The sequence below is a fragment of the Pseudoalteromonas sp. SG45-2 genome (assembly GCF_014164115.1).
GTDB classification, from domain to species: Bacteria; Pseudomonadota; Gammaproteobacteria; order Enterobacterales; family Alteromonadaceae; genus Pseudoalteromonas; species Pseudoalteromonas distincta.
Window position 1 is genome coordinate 1 of the sequence record NZ_JACJEO010000030.1, and the last position, 21,522, is coordinate 21,522.

Annotated in this window: 14 protein-coding genes; 8 read left to right on the plus strand and 6 right to left on the minus strand. The window is 37.8% G+C overall.

Features of this window, described 5'->3' with window-relative positions; all coding sequences use genetic code 11:
• Nucleotides 1-413 precede the first annotated feature (413 nt).
• The 3 genes from H5116_RS18035 to H5116_RS18045 all read right to left on the minus strand — a co-directional run bounded on the left by H5116_RS18035 (nucleotide 414) and on the right by H5116_RS18045 (nucleotide 4,913).
• A complete protein-coding gene (locus H5116_RS18035; protein ID WP_182716764.1) occupies nucleotides 414-3,335 on the minus strand; it encodes a TonB-dependent receptor in 2,922 nt (973 codons plus the stop codon).
• A gap of 416 nt (nucleotides 3,336-3,751) precedes the next feature.
• A complete protein-coding gene (locus tag H5116_RS18040; protein WP_182716765.1) occupies nucleotides 3,752-4,450 on the minus strand; it encodes a metallophosphoesterase in 699 nt (232 codons plus the stop codon).
• A gap of 214 nt (nucleotides 4,451-4,664) precedes the next feature.
• Nucleotides 4,665-4,913 carry a YfhL family 4Fe-4S dicluster ferredoxin gene (locus H5116_RS18045; RefSeq protein ID WP_024595039.1) on the minus strand — a complete coding sequence of 83 codons (249 nt, stop codon included), beginning with the start codon at nucleotides 4,911-4,913 and terminating at the stop codon, nucleotides 4,665-4,667.
• 596 nt (nucleotides 4,914-5,509) lie between these two features.
• Between H5116_RS18045 and H5116_RS18050 the strand changes: the two genes are divergently transcribed.
• From H5116_RS18050 to H5116_RS18060, 3 genes are all read left to right on the plus strand, one after another.
• The gene (locus tag H5116_RS18050; RefSeq protein WP_182725241.1) at nucleotides 5,510-6,037 is read left to right on the plus strand and encodes an RNA polymerase sigma factor; all 528 of its coding nucleotides are present in this window, start codon (nucleotides 5,510-5,512) and stop codon (nucleotides 6,035-6,037) included.
• 63 nt (nucleotides 6,038-6,100) lie between these two features.
• A complete protein-coding gene (locus H5116_RS18055) occupies nucleotides 6,101-7,078 on the plus strand; it encodes a FecR family protein (RefSeq protein WP_182716766.1) in 978 nt (325 codons plus the stop codon).
• Nucleotides 7,079-7,102: 24 nt separating this feature from the next.
• Nucleotides 7,103-9,958, plus strand: coding sequence for a TonB-dependent receptor (locus H5116_RS18060; RefSeq protein ID WP_182716767.1), 2,856 nt, complete (start codon nucleotides 7,103-7,105; stop codon nucleotides 9,956-9,958).
• Here the strand turns inward: H5116_RS18060 and H5116_RS18065 are convergent.
• Nucleotides 9,955-11,742: a metallophosphoesterase gene (locus H5116_RS18065; protein WP_182716768.1), complete on the minus strand. Its 1,788-nt coding sequence runs from the start codon at nucleotides 11,740-11,742 to the stop codon at nucleotides 9,955-9,957. The genes H5116_RS18060 and H5116_RS18065 overlap by 4 nt on opposite strands.
• A 180-nt stretch (nucleotides 11,743-11,922) precedes the next feature.
• Between H5116_RS18065 and H5116_RS18070 the strand changes: the two genes are divergently transcribed.
• The 3 genes from H5116_RS18070 (at nucleotide 11,923) to H5116_RS18080 (ending at nucleotide 16,997) form a co-directional block, all read left to right on the plus strand.
• Entirely contained in the window at nucleotides 11,923-12,984 is a 1,062-nt protein-coding gene (locus H5116_RS18070) for a Ca2+-dependent phosphoinositide-specific phospholipase C (RefSeq protein ID WP_182692789.1), read from the plus strand.
• A gap of 21 nt (nucleotides 12,985-13,005) precedes the next feature.
• Nucleotides 13,006-15,729, plus strand: a complete 2,724-nt coding sequence (locus H5116_RS18075; protein WP_182716769.1) for a TonB-dependent receptor — start codon at nucleotides 13,006-13,008, stop codon at nucleotides 15,727-15,729.
• A gap of 374 nt (nucleotides 15,730-16,103) precedes the next feature.
• The gene (locus H5116_RS18080) at nucleotides 16,104-16,997 is read left to right on the plus strand and encodes a LysR family transcriptional regulator (protein WP_182716770.1); all 894 of its coding nucleotides are present in this window, start codon (nucleotides 16,104-16,106) and stop codon (nucleotides 16,995-16,997) included.
• Between the two features lie 34 nt (nucleotides 16,998-17,031).
• Here the strand turns inward: H5116_RS18080 and H5116_RS18085 are convergent, their stop codons facing one another.
• Nucleotides 17,032-17,904, minus strand: a complete 873-nt coding sequence (locus tag H5116_RS18085; protein WP_002961284.1) for an EamA family transporter — start codon at nucleotides 17,902-17,904, stop codon at nucleotides 17,032-17,034.
• Between the two features lie 224 nt (nucleotides 17,905-18,128).
• Nucleotides 18,129-19,514, minus strand: a complete 1,386-nt coding sequence (gene yegQ, locus H5116_RS18090; RefSeq protein ID WP_182716771.1) for a tRNA 5-hydroxyuridine modification protein YegQ — start codon at nucleotides 19,512-19,514, stop codon at nucleotides 18,129-18,131.
• 275 nt (nucleotides 19,515-19,789) lie between these two features.
• On the opposite strand from yegQ, the gene ndk reads away from it, so the two are divergent.
• Both ndk and H5116_RS18100 read left to right on the plus strand, forming a co-directional pair.
• Nucleotides 19,790-20,221 (plus strand): nucleoside-diphosphate kinase, encoded by a 432-nt coding sequence (ndk, locus tag H5116_RS18095; RefSeq protein WP_002961288.1) that lies wholly within the window; start codon nucleotides 19,790-19,792, stop codon nucleotides 20,219-20,221.
• Between the two features lie 170 nt (nucleotides 20,222-20,391).
• Complete coding sequence (locus tag H5116_RS18100) at nucleotides 20,392-21,522, plus strand: bifunctional tRNA (adenosine(37)-C2)-methyltransferase TrmG/ribosomal RNA large subunit methyltransferase RlmN (protein ID WP_002961289.1); 1,131 nt, start codon at nucleotides 20,392-20,394, stop codon at nucleotides 21,520-21,522.

Here is a 21,522-nt window from a genome sequence, read left to right on the forward strand (position 1 = left end):
GAGTGCCCACACAGATGATTGCTTTATATTGTTAAAGAACGTTTTGAGTCGCTTTAGCGTCTCAAGGGATGCGAATAATACACCCTTTATTTTTCGAGTCAACACTTTGTTTTAAACTTTCTTTTGGAAGATTTAAAACCGAAGTTTTATTTAACTCTGTGAGTAGTTCGTGCCTTGCTATGCTTCAGCGTTTCCCGTCTCAGTGGGGTCGCATTATAGGGAGAACAGATTTTTACGCAAGCGTTTTATTGACAAAACTTTAAATAAATCACTGTTCGCTGAGAATTTGAGCTAAACGCATTAAAAACACAACATAACTAGCACTTTATTAACATTTAACGCCTATTAAAGTGTTTGTTATGGCCTGCGCTATCAAAAAATACTGTCTACAGACCAGCTATTAAGTCATTTATCTAAAAGCTATAGTTAAAGCCCGCGTAAAAACGACGACCTGAGTAGCTAGTATTGAGTAATCGCGCATCGGTGTCATTTCCTAAACGCGTTACTGATTCAGATTTAGTTAAATTAATAACCGCTGCGGTAAAGCTAAGCCCGTCGTATAAATTTACGGATGCATTTACATCGAGTTGCTCGTAAGGGTCTTGGTATACATTTAATCCGCTATTTAAACCGAGTACTGTTTCGCCGCGCTTATTATAAGAAGCACGTACATTAAAATAATCTCCTTCATAATAAACAGAGGTGTTGTACTGATACTTTGCACTACCTATTAAGGCCGACTGACCAAATTCTTCACCATTAATTGTTACATCTGCTTTATTGGTTTTGTTATAGGTGTAATTTGCGTAAAAGCCAAAACCACTATCAAAGGCATGCTGAATAAATACTTCCGCGCCTTTTGATACTGCATCGGTGCCATTACCTACAGTGCTGTAAGGGGCTATATTAATAGTCCCTGCATCCACTATATTATTTTTACCAGCAAAGTTTTGCTCTACGTCGATCACCAGTGGCACAACAAAGTTATCTACTTTTTTATGAAAAAGTGCCAACCCAACAGCAGAACCTTCGCCATAATAATACTCAATAGATAAATCAGCTTGAACTGATTCAAATGGTTTCAAGTTTTTATTTCCGCCACTACCGCTAAAACCAGGAAGCTCGTTAAATGCGGCTCTATCTTCTGCCCATTCACCTGATACATAGGTAATGCGCTGCTGCGCACCTAAATCACTATAGTCAGAACGAGATATTACTTTAGCTATTGCCCCACGAATAACTAAATCGTCGGTTGCATCCCACGCTATATTAAAGCTTGGCAAAACTTGAGTGTCTTTGTTTTGCTGAGTGACTAATTGATAGTCTTCTACAAAACGAGCGTCACCTGTTACTGGCTCACCTGTTTCATCATTTGTGTGATCTAATTGGTAGGTATATAAGTCAGTAGATGAAGTAAGTGTTTTTGTTTGCACAACACGCACACCCAAATTACCTCTGACTTCACTAAATTCAAAATCACCTTGTATATAAAAAGCCGATATTTTTTCTTCTATATCGTAAACAAAATTATCTTCAATGCGCGTATAAGGTACATAACTAGCAGTGACCATATCGCGGTATTTATTCCAGTCGATACTTGGCATTTGGTTTATATCAAAACCACCTGCAATATTATTCTCACTAGTAAATACATTTTGAGCTAATGGCATTCCACCATTCCATTGGTAGCTATCAAAACGGGTAATACCTTGTTCACTTGCTTCCCCTGCAGCAATATCAAAATTTGGATCTAAAAAGAAGGTGTTGCCGGTTTCACGGTGAAGAATTGAGTTGCGGTACTTAACACCGGTTCTAATTGTTTTTAAAAAGCCCCAATCTACATAAAAATCCACATCAGCTTGGTAGTAATCTTCTTCTAGCTCACTGCGTACAAAGCTTGAGTTTGAAGAGCCCGTATCACGACCGCCTCCAACTCCATTTTGTAAATTAACTAATGTATTAGGGTCGATATTAAGTGACACATTATTTTGATTGAGCGACCAGCCAGCCGTTTGAGCTGCGTTTTGAATAGTGGCTGCGTTTTCGCCCGCGTTAGAACTTTTATACGCCGCTTCCCAGCTTTCTTCTGGGCCGCCCTCTGATTGTGTATTACCAATTACAAAGCGCGCTTTAAAATTATCACCTTCATAGGTTAAATTAAAATCAAAGGTATCGGAGGTAGATTCCTCACGTACGTAGCTGCCACGCATCCACGGAAATTGCATATCATTTTCGACACCACTTGCCATTGCATCGTATTGCATACCAGTAACAATAGTGCCCGACTCATCAAGATTTACATCCGTCAAAAAATCAGGATTTAAAGACCACTCTGGTATATCAATCACAGATTCTGTTCTGTCTTGCCCAAGTGTAAAACCAAAATAATTAAAGCCAAGCTCTAAACGATTTGTTGGTCGCCACTGGGAACTAAATTGAATCCCTTCGCGCTCACGTTTTTCGTTAAGAACAGAACCTCGAACAACTTGCGGAAACCAAACGCCATCGTAACTGTTGCCGTTTGCATCATTAATAGTATCCCAACCGTTATTGTTATCAACTGTATTACCATGTATATCTGTTGCTTGCCCAGTGCCAGTATAGCGCCATACATTAGCATCAGTACCGCCCGAAAGCGTTCTGTTTGTCCGTTCCTGATAGGTATAGCCAACTAATACACCAAAGTTTTCGTTGTCATTTTTCCATGAATATAAACCCGTAAACTGCGGTTCGTACTCTTTTGTAACATCAGCGTAAGTACTCTCTACATTAAATACACCTGAGTTTGCATCCATACTCAGAGGTTTTCGGCTATGCATTAATACAGTACCACCAACCCCACCTTCATCTAAGCGTGCTTCTGGCGATTTATAAACCTCTACGCTTTCAATCATTGAAGACGGTAACAAAGCATAATCAAACGAACGCGAAGGCTCCCCCGGGGAAGACGCAATAAAATTACCATTAAGTTGTGTAAAGGTAAGTTCTGACGATAAACCACGAATACTAACCGATGAACCTTCCCCGCCGTCACGCTCAATTACCACACCGGGTACACGCTGAAGTGAGTCTGCAACGTTTTTATCAGGGAACTTTCCAATGTCTTCCGCGGTAATGGCATCAACTACAGATCCCGACATACGTTTTACATCTAAGTTTTCGGCCATACTTGAACGGATACCACGTACTTCTATTACTTCCATACCTTTTGCGTGCTGCGGGTTTTCTTGCGCTGCAAAAGCACACGTAGAACCCAAAGCAGAAAAAATTGATATATAAAGTGACGACTTACAAAACGTTGAAAAAGGGAAAGGGTATATGCTTGCTACTATCATGTGAGAGGCTGTTCCATTTAAATCTGCTTATATAAAACCTAAAGCGAGAAGTTAGTCCTTTTACGTAAATTATTTACGAAATGGCAAAAATTGTTCCCAATTCTACACAGCCAAACTTAACCGTTTGTTAATCATCAATATTAAAACTAAATAAACGTCTCATATAACTGTATTAATACCTATTGAATGAAACTTAAAATCCAACCCACACTTCAAAACCACTCTCAATTAACAAACTAAGAGCGGCTTTGTGGTATTTAATAGCTTAATGAATAATTACAATGCATAAATCATCATAAAGTGTATACAAAAATACGAAGGGGATAATTTGATGTGGTAGTCAGCAGTTTATACTTTAAAAAGCAAAACTGCCGGATGATATTTGAAAGAAGTAATAATTGCTAAATAGCGCTTGGTTAATCAAGCGTAGCAATAACCTCTGAAAGCTCGAGTAATGTCGGCTTTCCACCATAATAATTTGTATCTATATGATAACTATCACCAACCCAAAAAGGCGCTTTAGTTGAGTTATGTCCATGTATTGAAAAGTCGACTCCATGACTTTTAACTACCTTATTTTGTTTAACTACTTCGCGATCCCACAACAAAGATTGCACGATTAGCGATTTATCATCAGGGTAATTTTCCCAATCCCACGATTGTGCAAATGTATGAGACAACCCTATTGTATAACCACGATACTCTAGTACTATTGAAAGCGGTTTAGTTAGTAACTCATCGCACATAACACTGAGCTTTTCACTCGATACCGACTTGTGCCAATTGCCACCATTGTCAGTCCATAATTTAAAAGCCGCTATATCATTACTTAATAATGATTCCAACATTAAATGCTCATGATTACCTAATATCATACATGCCCTAATGGCTTGTAAGTATGTAAATAAGTCATATGTTTTATCCCCGCGATCAACAAAATCGCCTAGGCAAAACAAAGTATCTCTTTCAGGATTAAAATTTACGTTATTAAGTGCGTTTTTTAAGGCCGGTAAATCACCATCAAGATCGCCAATTACAAATACTCGGCACTCATCATTAATAAATATGGCTTGTTTTGAAGATACAGCCTGAATAGCGTTAATACCTATATCCAAAATAGACTCCTATAGAATGCAATCTAAAACTTAGATTAATACTTGAGTTTATAAAGCCTTAAGATAACACAATATAGTTGATAATTAATGAAGGTAATAAGATTTGATTGAAACTAAAAATGCATGACAGAGGACCTTAGCTACAACCTAAATAATTAATGTAAGTAGTGTTTTTAGCCTAAATTAAAAGCTGCTTAGCAAAATACCTGACGAGTTATTTGCCAGTTACCCGCACAAATTTTTCTGCTAGTTCGTCCAAAGTTTCACGCTTATTCGGATCGGGCTTTATGCAGTCAATAGGGCAAACACTTACGCAAGTAGGTTTATCATAATGCCCTACACACTCTGTACATTTGTTTGCATCTATTTGGTATATTTTAGCGCCCATATAAATAGCCTCATTAGGGCATTCTGGGTCACACATATCGCAGTTAATGCATTTACTATTTATGAGTAAAGCCACTTATAAGCCTTTTCAATTAATATCATTACAAAACAAAAAGATAGATTTAAATGAAATGTTTTTTGACTGCTTTTCATACAATCCAAGTTCAATAAAAAACCTTTGTTTTTCATTAAATCGTAGCACACATTCGTAACTCACCATTTTATTTTTAGGTGTAAATTTCAGCCATAAATTATGCCTATTTTTCTCTGTTGCTTTGTTGATCCTAATCAATAAAAATAGCTGCACTTTTACTAAGTTTGATACTATTATTTTAACTTTTCTATGTCATTTTTTAAGCTAATATAAAACTAGCTGATCTGCCGAAAAGCGCTTAAGCCCTCTAGTCATACGCTAATCTCGCCAAAAGAACATTCAAATAAGTGATAACAAGGGAATATAGTACCTCCAAAAATTTAGTCTTTCTCAAAGCGTTATTTGCTCAAATACTCTATGCCTAAAATTAAACCCTATCTAAAGCGTTAAGATGCTCTAAATGATAATTTATTCTTCGTATCATTACTTTAATTTACTTAATCGCCCAACCGTACCTGTAATCAATTGGTCATATTATTCACTTAGTATTTATTTAAAATAAAATTCTAGACTGAGTAATGAAGACTTTTAAAAGCCCCCTGCCATCGAATTTAAATATTTCTTCTGAACAAAGCGATGTAAAAAACGTTATCAGCCATATTCGTAAGTTTGTTAGTCGTCGAACAAATAATACCGATGACGTAGACGACCTAGTCCAAGAAGCTTTGCTGAGAACTTTAAATAGAAATGACACATTAGAAATTGAAAACTTTCAGGCGTACATAAATCAAGTCGCAAAGTCTGTTATGTATAGTGATTGGCAAAAAAATAAAAGCCAACCAAATAAAGCAGAAGATATTGAGCTTTTTACAGATGATAATAGCGATCCAGAGGCGCAGTCTATTACAGAGCAAAAGCTCGAGCTTGTTAAAAGCGCGTTGGAAGAGTTGCCACCTTTAAGAAGAAAAGTATTTAAGCTTCGACGTATTAACGGATTAAGTCGCGAAGAAATTAGTCTGCAGTTAAATATGAGCCAAGAATCTGTAAAAAAACATATTACGCGCGCAATGATACAAATAACGCTTCACATAGAAAAAAATCAATAAAAATGTCCCCTTTATTACACTTTTACGCTCTTTATATTTAATCAACGCAGGTTAGGTTTTTTAATGAACGAACAACGCTTAGAACAGGCAGCAGATTGGGTAGATCGGATTAATGATTTAAATGATCATGACCGTAAAGAACTATCGCTTTGGTTAAAATGCACAGAAAATAAGGCTGCATTTGAGAAAATAGCCAATGTATTTGGCGATCCTGCTGTTAAACAGGCTCTACACATTTACACTAAACAATATAGTTTACCGACTCCAATAATTACGCCTAATGCTAAACGTTCTAGGGCTTTCCCTATGCTCGCCTTAGCAGCTAGTTTTAGCGCTATTGCTTTTGCAGTGTACTGGCTTTCTATATCTCAACAAGCGTTTACACCAACACCTATTGCAAAAACAGCAGTTGAAACTAACCTACCTCAGCTTTTAGAAGCACGTTTAGGCAAACGTGTATCTAAGTTATTAGATGACGGTTCATATTTACACTTAAATGCAGATAGTGAGTTGACTGCGCACTTACTACCACACTCTAGGCAAATCGAATTAAAAAAAGGACAGGTTTTTTTTGATGTAGCCAAAGATAAAACACGGCCATTTATAATAAATTCCGGACAAGCAAGCATTAAAGTACTAGGTACTTCTTTTGATGTAGAGCGCAATAAGGATGAAGTAGTGGTAACAGTGTACGAAGGCAGGGTAGAAGTCTCGGCCTTAGATAAAGTGATATTAATTCCCTCTCAACAAGCTGTTATAAAAAATGGACATATAGCTGTAGATTATAGCCAGCAGTTGACACAACTCCCTGCTTGGCGAATGGGTTGGATTGATGCAAAAAAAGAACCTCTAACCACTGTTATTAAGCAATTGCAGCGTTATAGCCCTATGGTAATTAAAGTAGATAACGCACTAAATAATACTTTAATTAGCGGACGATTTAATCTCGAAACGCCGCAACAAAGCCTTATGCTAATAGCATCTACTTACAACTGGAATGTAGAAAAAAAGAGCAACGAACTTCATTTAACGCGACCTTAAATGAAGTATGTTGATTAAACTCTTATGCTAAAACATGTGTGTACATTAAATAAACGTATTTTAGTGTACTTTTTTATTGCTGTTAGTTGCTTAACAGCAATACCAAGTGCCGCAAAAAACATACATACGTTTGTTTATATACCTGCCGGTTCTCTCAGTGACAGCTTAAGAGAAGTAGCAAATGCGTATGCAGTCTCTTTTAGTAGTAACCCTTCACTTATCGACGACAAAACTACATCCACCTTAATTGGCGATCATACACTTGCTCAAGCATTGGATTATTTGTTAGAAGACAGTGAATTAACATATAAAATTCAAGACAAGGGTTTTGTTATTTTTCAACAAAAAATAACGACCAATAAAGAAACACTTGAAGAAATAACAGTAAAGGGTATCCGCTATTCGTTGGCTCGCTCACGAAACTTAAAACACAATAATAAAACGATTAGCGAAGCCATTTCTGCACAAGATATTACCGACATTCCCAATACTAACTTGGCTGAAGCCTTACAGTATATTCCGGGTGTAGCCATTACTCGCGAAGCAGGCGAAGGTCGCCAAGTATCAATACGTGGCAGTTATCCTGATTTTAGTTTGGTAACACTCAACGGTATGCCTGTATTGGCAAATAATGATTCACCAATGGATAGTCGAGTGCAAAAACAGCGCGATCGTTCTTTCGACTTCAATATTTTACCTGCCGAACTATTTAAACAAATTCATGTAATTAAAGCCTATTCTGCCGACAAAATTGCAGGTGGAATATCTGGCACTATGGCACTGCAAACTATAAACCCCTTAGATAATGAAGGATTTAAATTTATTATTACACCAGAAGTCGGCTACAACGACTATGTGGGTACAGGCGCAAAACGCTATTCAAGCTTAATTTCTAACACGTGGAATAATTGGGGGGTACTTGCAAGCGTTGCGTACACAAACAGAGAATCGTTAGAGCAAGGCGCTAATACATTTCGCTGGCGAAATATTGCCATAGAAGGCGCTGATCTCTCGGCGTTAACTCAATCACAAGCTCAGCATTTAACTCAAGGCGATTATATAATCCCTCGCGGTAATCGCTACTCGGTATGGCAAGCAACCCAGCAGCGATTTGGGGCAAACCTATCTGTAGAGTATAAAAACGAAACCACGCATTTTGATTTTGATATGCTCTCAGGTTTTTTAAAAGGAGAGCGGCATGAATATCATTTATACCCTAGAGGGGATCAGTCAACGCCTATAATTAAAGGGCTAACAACAATTAAAGACATTCAAGCTAATGAAAATAATGAGCTTGAGTATGCACGTTATGAAAATGCACGCGTGGCAACCGAAAGCCGAACTCAAAAAATAAATACGGCATATCAGCAAGGCGTGCTGTCATTTTCCCAGCAACTAGATAAAAATTGGAAAATAAACGCCATATTAGGAAACGAGCGCTCAAAGTATGACATTCCTTACAGCAATAAAATTTATACCCAAGGTATAAGTGACGTTACAATTGATTATCGTAAAACGCCTTTTTATGCAGATATTAAGTACAGCGAAAACTTGAAAAATCCGACGATGTGGCAAATGCATCATGGTGATATAGAGCAATACAATTCAAATAGTGAGTACACCTTCGCAAAATTAGATTTCCAATATGACGTTAATAGTTTAATAACTCTTCAATTTGGGGCTGACTGGACTCTGTTTGAAAATAAAATGAATAACGCACAGCAAAACGATATTTTTTTTAATGAAATATCCGATACACCACAACAATTAATTGACCTTCCTGCATCGTATGTTTCATCGCAAAATGCACATAAAAAACAGCAGTGGTTAAAAATAAACACTAATGAGGCACTTAAGCTTTATGGCATTGACCCATTTAATGTACAAGCCAATAATTTTTTAATCAAGACTAAAGCTGAACACATAAAGGAATATAGCAGAGGTGCTTATACTCTATTAAGTACAGAGCAAGAAAAATGGGAGGCTCATATAGGTGTACGTTACCAATCAGAATCTATAACATCTTACACTCAAGCGCCTTACTCTCCGATTTTGTATAGTCTATGGCTTCCAACTTTTAATGGGTCATATTTTATTAACGATAATTGGCGATTTCGTGCAGGACTTTCTAAAAACTATTCAAAACCATTACTAAATTCACTCAATTTTGATGGCTCAAACGATACCCCCAATAGTACAAAATACATATTTAACTCAAATCTAAAACCTTACTTATCTTATAATAGCGATATTTCCTTAGAGGCTGATTTTAGTAGTCGCAGTTCGTTTAACATATCACTTTTTTATAAAGATCTAGAGGATTACATAGTCACAACACAAGCGCCTTTATTTGAAGATTCGCCGCCTACAACCTCCGATAGTCAATTACTTTGGCTAAGTAATGCAGAAACGGGCTATCAGTGGGGAGCCGAGGTAAGTTTAAACTACTTAATACATAATTCTGATTGGGGCATTAATATACAAGCGGCTTATAATAAAGGTAAAGTCACCTATTATGACTCAAATAGTGGCACTGCTTTATTTAAAAAAAACCTGCCTTTTTTATCTAAAATTACCGCATCAAGTATGATTTTTTACGACCACCCTAAATTCAATTTTAAACTCGGCGCTATTTTTAGAGATAAATATTTAGTGCGTGCTGGCAGCCTTTTACTCGATGAAAACGAAACCGGATTTATGCCGACCACATATTGGGATGCAAGTGTAAATTATTATTTTTCTAATTATTGGAAACTTAAATTTAGCGCATTTAATCTCAGTAATGAACAAGAGCGACAATACAGTAATTCAACCCTCAGAGCTTACAACTCAACCACAAGTGGACGTACCTTTTACTTAGGGTTGAGTTATCAGTATTAAATGATTTTTCCTGTTCTTAAATCAACGCGGAAATTCTCCCCCTGGGTATGTTGACTAAATTTTGCCATTACTTTTATTAACAGGGCTAAGTATTGCTGTATTTGCGTATCTGTTTTACATGTCGATTGTGCTAAAAAAGTATTTAGTTGTTGATAAGTAAGACGCTTTTGAGGTGTTATATCTGCTGTTACATCACCATTTCTTAATAAATAAAAATCTTGAAGCCATTCTTTTGTCGATACAGCTTCAAGCTGAGAGAGCAAATTAGGCGGTGCTTCATTTAAACATTGCATATTTGTAAACCAATCGGCTAAATGATGATTGTCATTTAACCATGCCACTAAATTTTTAGGCCAATCGCGTTTTAAAAAACGCTGTTTAATCAGCCCAAATAAATGTTGCTTGGTAAAATCACCATAACTCTTTGAGTTCAAAATAGTGCGGTCAAAATTACTAAGATTATGCAAGTTACGATACTGCCATTCCTTTTCATATAAACTAAATAAGTTATTAAAACCCGGCACATCGTCTAATGTATGAGTACTAATAAGCGCGGTTTGCTTAGCTAAATTTAGCTCTACAACTTTATAGGCCGCTTTGTAAGCCGCTAAACTTGGCACTTGCACATTGACTAACTGGGAGTGCTGATTACTGGTTATCAGCGCCGTATCATTTAAATGCATATGCCCTGCAAAATGGAGCGTTAACCCTGTATCTGCCAGTATTTTTGCTGTACGTGGTGTTGGCACTCTTGGTAGAGAAAAATGACCACGGCTAAACACTTTATGTAATTCGTCATTTGCATTGTCGTAAAACTCCCCCATTGGAAAGTGACTAAATGCAACCAGTGTTTTATTTTGCGTTTTGGCTCTTTTTACAACCGTTTTTATCCACTTTAACAATAGAGGCTTTGCATCAATTAAAGCATTATAGCCAGCACCAGACGACCCTTTAAAAGTGAGCGGTGAGTTTTGCCATTGCGGTGCATAAACATTGGCATCAATTGCCATTAACCAAACCCCTTTTATAGGCTCAACTAAATAACTCGCATCGGGCATGGTGATACAGTGTTTTTTGTTATTGGGGTTACACCATATAAACTCTCGGTTTTTATAAGGTGTTTCATATAGCACGTCACTTTTATGTTTGCTAAATCCAAAGTCATTGAGTGTGCTTAGTATTTCAGCGTATCCCCAGTTTTTTAAACCATCATCACATACAGACTGCTTAGCCATACACTTTTCATGTTGATAACTATAAACACCAAACTCTTTACCTTGCGCCATTAAAAAGTCAGCTTTACCTGCCGGTGTTGTATATGGTTTTACGGGATCGTGATTACCCGGTATGGCAAAGAAACGCATTCCATATTTCTTTTCATAATGACCTAAAATACGCGCCAGTGCCCGCACATTAATAGGTTGACCATCATCAGTAAAATCGCCAGGTAAGGCGACTAGTTTTATTTTTTTTTCGGCTAATTCATCTAATACATGTAAAAAAACAAAATAATTTTCATTAAAAAGACGTGTTGAATGAAGCTGGGCAAGCATACTACGCACTAGTAATGGTTGCTTTGAGGTAACATCCTTTGGTAGTTCTATATTATCTACGTCATGTAAATTAGCAAAAATATCATGTAGATGAATATCAGCTAAAAATGCCACTTTAACCGTCTCCATCTGCGACGCACTTTTAACCTCAAAGTACTCAATAGCACTTACTTTGCATGTAATACATAACCCAATCCATAGTGCTAACCATAGTACTTTGACTCTAATCATGATGGCTTTATCCCGTTTTTATTTCACTCATTATTTAGAGCGAGGTAATGGATAAAAGGGGACATAAAATTTTATAAACATGCTTTTCTATTATGAAACTTTTATTAAATGCATATTTTTGTGTCCCCTAATTTATAAATGCTCGCTCTTAGATAGCAAACTCAACAATTGAGACGTGCTATGCCATTTTTTATTTTTATTTTTTTTGCAGGTTATGTAAGCAGTGTTAGCGCTAAGCCATTAAACACCCTGCAAATGATTGGCTCACATAACAGCTATAAAAAAACATTAAACGTAAGCGTTAAACATAAATTAAATGATTTAAGCCCCAAGCTAATGGCCCGTATTGATTACGGTCATTCATCTATTATTAAACAGTTAAATAGCGGTGTTCGCCATTTAGAAATTGACGTTTTAAAAGACCCTAATGGGGGTTTATACATAAAACCTTGGGCTAATACTTTTGCAACAACGCCTTTGTTTAATGAGTTAGAAAAAAAGCAATTAGCTACTCCTGGATTTAAAGTAATGCACATTCCCGACATTGATGTGCAAAGCCATTGTGTGTTGTTTAGTGGCTGTTTGAATACATTGAAAGCATGGTCAGAGGCAAATCCGCAGCACTTTCCAATTGTTGTAATGCTCAATGTAAAAGAAACACGATCTGATTTAGTTCTGGGGAATAATCCACTTAAATTTACACCGAAAGATTATTATTTACTCGATGAAGTAATTCAAAAATCGTTACCTAACTTATTATTCACGCCAGATGATTTACGCAAAACGCCATTATCTTTAAACCAAACAGTCGTTAAGTTTGGGTGGCCAAGTACACGTGCCTTAGCAGGTAAGTTCATATTCTTATTTGATGGCAATACACAACAATCCGCACTTTATAAACAAAATAGGCCTTCGTTAAAAGGGGCTAGCATGTTTGCCCATTATGATGAAAACCACCCCGAAGCTGCTTTTATGATTGTGAACAACCCTATACGCGACTTTTATAAAATTCAGCAACTTGTATTAAAAGGCTTCATGGTGCGTACCCGCGCAGATGCAAATTTAAGTGCCACTAATTCGCAACGAACAATGCAGTTTAATGCTGCAAAAAATAGCGGCGCACAAGTAATTTCAACCGATTTTATACCCGGCTCGCCACAGCAGGCGCGCTTTAACTATGTGGTGCAATTTGACGGAGGTCATTTAGTGCGCACAAACCCTTTTATTAATAATCAACTTTAAATTAAAAACCAAGGAAGCATCATGTTGAACAAACCATCTCGTACGCTTTTAGCAACGGCTATAATGAGTTCATTAGGCGCGTCTAATTATGTGTATGCAGAACAATCTGCGCAAACAGAAGTGGAAGAAATTGTTGTACAGGGTTATCGCAACAGTTTGTTAAAAGCAAAAGATTTAAAACGAAATGCTGTGGGCGCACAAGATTCTATTGTGGCTGAAGATATTGCAGATTTTCCCGATCTAAATCTAGCAGACTCACTACAACGTGTACCTGGCATTGCCATAACTCGAGAGGGCGGCGAAGGCCGACAAATTTCGTTACGAGGCTTGGGTCCAAACTTTACACAAGTACAACTCAACGGTATGGAAGCTTTAGGTACATCGTCTTCAGCAATGGATAGCCGAGGTTCCGTAAGTCGCTCTCGCGCTTTTGATTTTAATATATTTGCGTCTGAGTTATTTCAGCGCGTTGATGTGAAAAAATCCTTCTCAGCCGAAATGGATGAAGGTGGTATAGGTGGAACTGTTGGACTTCATACAGCAAAACCATTTGATTTTGATGGTTTTAATACTGCAATATCAGGTCAACTTGGCGACAACTCACAAACCGATGATGTTAGTCCACGTTTTGCAGCTCTGATCTCAGATACTTGGGATGATAAATTTGGCGCATTATTTTCAATTGCATACAGCAAACGTGATGTAAATGAGCAAGGTTACAATACGTATCGCTGGCGCAAAAAAAATGCTTCAGGCTCTGATATCTCAAATCTTTCAGGTGAACTACAAGACAAAATAAATAACGAAGAAGTGAGCTTTTCACGCGGTAGTCGCTATTCGTTATTTGAGAATGATCAAGAACGCTTAGGGACAACACTTGCCCTGCAGTATCGCCCGAGTAATAACCTTGAATTCGGTTTTGACGCTCTATATGGTGAACTGAATAATGACCGCAGTGAATACCACTTACAAAACAGAGGTTCTAGCTCAACAGCTATTGGTTGTACTGGACCAGCTTATAACAACGAGCAAATATGCTCAAAGCTCACAACTCTTGAAATAAATGAAAATAACGACGCTATTTATTCAGTATACGAAGATGCCGCAATACACTCAGAAAGCCGCAGCCAATATGCAGACACTAAAATAAGTCAGTTTGTATTAAATAGCGATTGGCAAATTACAGAAGATTTAAATATGACCGCCTTAGTAGGGCGTTCAGAAACCAAGTTCAATACAGGCAGTGTTAAAGTTTACCTAGAAACATTTGGCGATGAAACTATTGATTATCGCAAGGATGCTTATTATGGGGAAAATACATACGGGTTTGATCCTACTGACAGTAGTTTATTCCGCTATCACGAAATTGATATATCTAAAGAAGAAATCACCAATACATTTGACTCTATAAAATTAGATTTTAATTACACGCTTAACAATACTTCAAATATAAAATTCGGTGTATCTAATAAAAAGTTTGAAAGTGAAAACGGTGAAACTAAATCTGATAACGTTAACCGCATCGATTGGGAAAATGGCGTACTGGATGACACGGTAGATCCAAGCCTGACATTTACAAATACCGCGCACAATAAACAGCAATGGGTAAGTGTCGATGTACTAGGCACCCTAGCAAGTATGAATATCGATCCTAATTTAGATAATCCTGATTTTACCGATAACGTACAAGAAAAAACCTTTGGGGCTTATTTGCAATACGAAGCTGAATGGGAATTGGGCTCAGGTTATTTAATGGGTAATGCTGGTGTACGCCATTACGATACTAAGACCAACGCCGTAGGTTTAATAAATGGAGAAGTAGTTGATGTTGAAAACACCTACTCAGGACTTTTGCCTGCTATAAATTTAGTTTGGGATAGTAATAACAGTTTAGTACTTCGTGCAAGCTATGGCGAAAATCTCACCCGCCCTTCGCTCGGTGCATTAGTGCCAACAGGCGTTGTACAAAATGATGCCACATCAACCAATGGCCTTAGCATCAGTTCAGGAAACCCAAACCTTAAACCTTACGAATCTGTTAACTTCGACTTTTCAGTCGAGTACTATTTTGAAAACATTGGGTATGCGGCCGTAAGTTACTTCCATAAGTCTATCGATAACTTCATTATCACCGAAACATATGATATCCCGTACAGTCAAACCGGATATCCTCTTAGCTTTTTAGGCGACGTAGACGAAAACGGTAATCCGCAAACAGCAAATACTGTTTTCACCGTTATTCAACCACAAAACTTAGATGAAAGTGATATTAGTGGCTGGGAGCTCGCCTTTCAACGAGATCTCGACTTTTTGCCAGCTCCGTTTAATAACTTAGGTGTTATTGCTAATTATACATTTGCTGATGGTGAAGCGCTGTACCGTAACGTAGGTAATTCGGGTATTGATCAATATAAATCATTCCCTGGGCTGTCAGAACACTCTGGTAACTTTACAGTATATTACGATTCTGATTCATGGGGCGCACGCGTTGCAGCAGCTTATAGAAGTGACTATATTGCAGCGGTACAAGCGGGTAACGGCGATGAAGACGAAAACGGTTTTCATGCCAGTACATACATAGATGCATCAGCATTTTATCAGGTTAATGAAAAGCTAAAGCTCACTATAGAAGCCAGTAATTTGACTAATGAACGAGAAGAGCAATATTCAGACTCCAATGATCGTTTATACAACACAACGATTAATGGCCGTACTGTTTATTTAGGTGCAAGTTATCGTTTCTAAATTATAAAAATGAGGCTCTACTTTTGTGTAGAGCCTCTCATTATTCTTTAGGGGTTCATCAAAAAAGACGACGTATAAATTCACTTAATTAAGCGAATTTATATAAAGCACTCGATGTAAATCACTATTTTAAGTCTATTTTCAATCGCTTTAGCAAATATGACTTAAAACTACTTTTAATTAATTTGCTGAACAGATTAAGTTACGTTATTTACCAGTGCTTTTATTTTAAGGTCATGAAATCAAAGTTATATAAAATTTGATTGCCTAATTTCAGTTCTCCCCCCTTTAATCTCTAATGAAATATTAAGGCGCCGCTGTTAGTATTAAACAACATAATCAATAATTAAGTCTTAATATGATAAGTGGTTTTGATGGCAGCTAATTATTCTCTCGATGATTTACGTTACTTTTGCACCATAGTAAAACTAGGTAGCTTTAAAAAAGCATCAATAAGCCTTGATATGTCACTATCAACTTTGAGCCGTAGAATACGTTTATTAGAGCAAGCTCTGCAATTAACGTTACTAAATCGAGATGCTCATCGGGTAACACTTACGCATACTGGCGAGTTATATTACGATCGCTATCGTAAACTGTTCGATGAAGTAGAGTGTATAGAGCAAGCACTTTGTGATGAGAAAGAGCAACCTAAAGGGAAAATTAGGATCTCTGCACCCATTTACATGGGTAAACACTTTTTAAGTGCTATTTTTTGTGATTTTTTACTGCAATATCCCGATATTCAACTAGATTTACGCTTTTCAAATAACCTTATTGATATTGAAAAAGAAGCGATTGATATAGCATTTAGAGTAAGAAATCCTGCTATTGATAATTGGGTTATTAGGGAGCTTAAGCTTACTCACAATATATTATGTACTCACTTAAGTCATGATTATCAATCCATCACTCATCCTAAGCAATTAGAAGAGCAACCAAAAGTTACGTGCGTTGGGTTGGTACCGTGGCAGTTAAAAAATCAGCAAACGAGTGAAGAATACAGTTTTAATCCAAACACGCATGTCCGGTTAGAAGTTGATGAAATTCAAATGATGAAACAAGCCGTTGAGTCTGGTGTAGGCATTAGCTACATTCCTGATTATATAGCATTGCCTCTTATTGAAGCCACAAAGCTTAAACGTATCCTTCCTGACTGGCAAAGTGAAGGGCAGCCATTTTCTATGCTTTATCGCGACAGAAAACAAGTATCTTATCGGGTACGACTATTAATAGAGCATACATTGCAACACTTCAACGAAAAGTAGCAATGTATGCTTTTAAAAGGAAAGCTTTAAACGTTTAAAAACTAAGCCTAAGTACAATTACACCTAAAAATGCTGTTGCTAATCCTATCACTTCTTGGCGGGTAAAAGACTCTTTTAGAATGATGCGTGAGTAGAGCAAAATAATTAAAATGTTCATCCCCGAAATCGCCGAAACGAGCCCTGTATTACCAATTGCAAAAGCCGATATTATTGCCACCATACCTGCCACGTTTGTTAATCCAATCAGTAACCCGCATGAAAATGTTTTACTCGCAGACCAATACCCTTGAGAAGTGCCTTGCTCTGCTAGCATTTTTTTACGCTTTACTAACCAACTAACAGCAAAAAGAAAACTACCAAAACCAAACATAGACGTTAGCGTTGCAAACGTATCGGCCTCAAGAAGTGTTGATTGCTTACCCATTAAATCATTAAATGCAAAGGCAAGTGCAGCGAGTAATCCCCATTGCGCACCTTGTAGGTTGTTCAACGAAATATCGCTTGAATAACGAATGATATAAAGGCCACCAAAAATAATGAAAAAGCCAATTAATTGAATTGTTGTTAAGGTCTCCTGCCACAATAAAAAAGCAAATAAAAGGACAAACAAAGGCGTCAATCCTGATAAAATACTAATTAAAGACGCTTTACCAACCGAAAACCCCTTATGCAACAAACCATTAGCAGCAAAAGAGCCAAAACCTAACGCTAGCCCAACCGTAATGTCTGCCCAGCCATACCATGTATGTTCAAATACCACAGTACCTAGCGCACTAATAACAAATCCTACAAAAAATACACCGAATAATAATAAGTTACGGTTAATCTTTTTCTGCGACGTCCATTGATACAACACTCCTCGGGCACCAAAAAAAACGGTTGCGAGTAATGCAAAAATTATCCACATACAAAAATGATTCCTTTAAAAAGTAATGGGGTAACAGTGAGGAGCGATTTAACAACACGTGTTAAGTACGAATATCCATTATATTCGCTTTTAAAATTTTATAAATAAGCATTAATGATAAGATAAATTCCATAAATGGTATTTAAAAAATAGCAGATGAAGATATAACTGCTCAGCGTCACTCTATTTAATAAAATAGCTTTGAGCAGTTATTAGAGTGGATCCTAACTGACCTTTTTGAACGGATTACGGGTATCTTGGTGCGCGTCTAGATTACGCATTAAAATAGCGTGATCTAAGTTAATGCCCTCATCTAGCTGGATTTTTACAATATGACCAGAGCCTTTAGCATCGCCAATACTTTTGCCTCTTTTGTTTTCCATATATTCAAGCGTAAAAGTAATGTTACCTTGTGGTGTCATAAGCTCTAAAGAGTGACCAGTACAAAATTTATTTTTAACGTCTATTTCAACTAATCCACTTTCGCAGCGCCCAAGTACTTCACCCACAAATTGCTGCTTAGTTGATACAGAGTGACCGTATTCATAGTTTTGATAATCTTGGTGGGCATGGCGTTTTAAAAAGCCTTCGGTATAACCACGATGCGCCAAGTTTTCTAATGTTTTAAATAAGCTAGTATCAAATGGTTTACCCGAAGCCGCATCGTCTATTGCTTTACGATAAACTTGTGCAGTGCGCGCCACATAATAAAATGACTTAGTACGCCCTTCTATTTTTAAACTATGTACCCCCATTTTTGTTAACTGCTCTACGTATTGCACAGCGCGTAAATCTTTGGAATTCATAATATACGTGCCGTGTTCATCCTCAAACGCAGGCATATACTCACCAGGGCGACCTTGTTCCTCTAGAATAAATACATCGTTGCTTGGCGCGCCTTCCCCCAGAGTAGGTATCACCTGTTTGGGGTCAATTTTATGCACCATTTCGCCAGTTTCGTTCTCAACACCAGGTTTTACATCGTAATCCCAGCGACATGCATTAGTACACGTGCCTTGATTTGGATCGCGCTTATTTATGTAACCAGAGAGCAAGCAACGCCCCGAATACGCCATACACAGTGCGCCATGTACAAATACTTCAAGTTCGGTGTCTGAGCAGAGTGTGCGTATTTCGGTTATTTCTTCGAGCGACAGCTCTCTTGATAAAATAACCCGTTCGATCCCCTGCTTTGCCCAAAATTGTACACTCGCGTAATTTACCGCATTTGCCTGTACTGATAAGTGAATGGGCATCGCAGGCCATTTTTCACGAACAAGCATAATTAAACCAGGGTCCGACATAATCAGCGCATCGGGCTGCATCGCAATAACTGGCTCTATATCACGTAAATACGATTTTACTTTCGCGTTATGCGGCGCAATATTAGAGACCACATAAAACTTTTTATTTTGCGCATGCGCTTCACTAATACCAATTTGCAGCGTGTCTAAGTCAAATTCATTATTGCGCACACGCAAACTATAACGAGGCTGCCCCGCATAAACCGCATCTGCACCATAAGCAAACGCGTAGCGCATGTTTTTTAAACTGCCTGCGGGGCATAATAATTCAGGAATAAAAGGCATTGAAGAAATAACGGGTAACATGTGCGCTCCATACATCGAACTGGGTTTAAACCAGTTGCATGAGTTTTACCAATTTGATTGAAAAATTAAGCATTAATCCAGTGAAATTGGTGTTATTGAAAAATACATAAACACAAGCGCAGCAGTATAAATATGGCTAATAATTTAAATTTGATCGAGATCATAAAACAGCAATCAAACTGGTTTTTAATAAAATTAGGATTTTTCACTTAAAACGCGTATAATTCGCGCCCGTTAATATTCACACTTTTACTTAAAATTATTGGAGCATAAAGATGGCTTTAGAGCGTACTTTCTCAATCGTAAAACCTGATGCAGTTGCTAAAAACCACATTGGCGCTATCTACAACCGTTTCGAAACTGCTGGCCTTAAAATCGTTGCAGCTAAAATGGTTCACCTTTCACAAGAGAAAGCTGAAGGTTTCTACGCAGAACATAGCGAACGTCCTTTCTTTGGCGCTTTAGTATCTTTCATGACATCTGGTCCAGTAATGGTTACAGTTCTTGAAGGCGAAAACGCTGTTCTTAAAAACCGTGAAATCATGGGTGCTACTAACCCTGCTGAAGCACTAGCTGGCACTTTACGTGCAGACTACGCTGATAGCATCGACGAAAACGCTGTTCACGGTTCTGATGCTGTTGAATCTGCTGCTCGCGAAATCGCGTACTTCTTCGCTGACGAAGAGCTTTGTTCACGTACTCGTTAATTCGAATTCGTTAACAAAATGAAAAGGGCTTTCGGGCCCTTTTTTAGTCATTACGCAAAGTATCCATAAGTGCATTTTTTGATATTTTACTTAATGATTAAAGTGAGTGAATTGTGTACAATTCGTCCTCGTAAATTTTTATCTCCACCGTCACCGATTGAGGTTGTTTCATGACCGAGCAAAAAAAGATTAACTTATTAGATTTAAACCGAGATGCAATGCGCGAGCTATTTGCATCGTTCGGTGAAAAGCCGTTTCGTAGTGACCAGGTGATGAAATGGATTTATCATTTTGGCGTAGATAACTTCGACGAAATGACTAACGTAAATAAAAAGCTTAAAGAAAAGCTTAAAGCTGAGTGCGAAATTGTAGCGCCAGAAATAACAGTTCGCCAACAAGCAAGCGACGGTACTATTAAGTACGCGCTTATTCTTGAAGGCGGCCAAGAAGTAGAAGCCGTTTGGATCCCTGAAAAAGAGCGCGCTACGTTATGTGTATCATCACAAGTGGGTTGTGCGCTTGAATGTACTTTTTGTTCTACTGCTCAACAAGGCTTTAACCGTAACTTAAAAGTATCTGAAATTATTGGCCAAGTTTGGCGTGTAGCTAAAGATATAGGCCTTGATGGTCATAGCGAAAAGCGCCCAGTGACTAATGTTGTAATGATGGGTATGGGCGAGCCTTTACTTAATCTTAAAAACGTAGTGCCAGCAATGGAACTAATGATGGACGATTGGGGCTTTGGTTTATCTAAGCGCCGTGTAACATTAAGTACTTCAGGCGTTGTACCTGCTCTTGATTTACTAAAAGAAAAAATTGACGTAGCACTGGCTATATCTCTTCACGCACCCGATAACGCACTGCGTGATATTTTAGTGCCTGTTAATAAAAAGTACCCTATTGAAGAGTTTTTAGCGGCGTGTCGTCGTTATATCGACGGTTCAAAAGCTAATAAAGACGTAACTGTTGAATACGTTATGCTTAATGGCATTAACGACAGCACTGATCAAGCGCATGCATTAGTACAAACGTTAAAAGGCACACCGTCTAAGGTAAACCTTATTCCGTTTAACCCGTTCCCGGGTAACGAGTACACACGCTCAAGTAATAGCCGTATCGACCGCTTTTCAAAAGTACTACAAGCTGCAGGTGTAACCTGTATTGTTCGCCGTACTCGCGGCGATGATATTGACGCAGCTTGCGGTCAGTTAGTCGGTGACGTAGTTGACCGTACTAAACGTTTAGCTAAAAAGAAAATCCGCGACGATAACGCGATTGCCGTTAATATCCACCAAGCATAA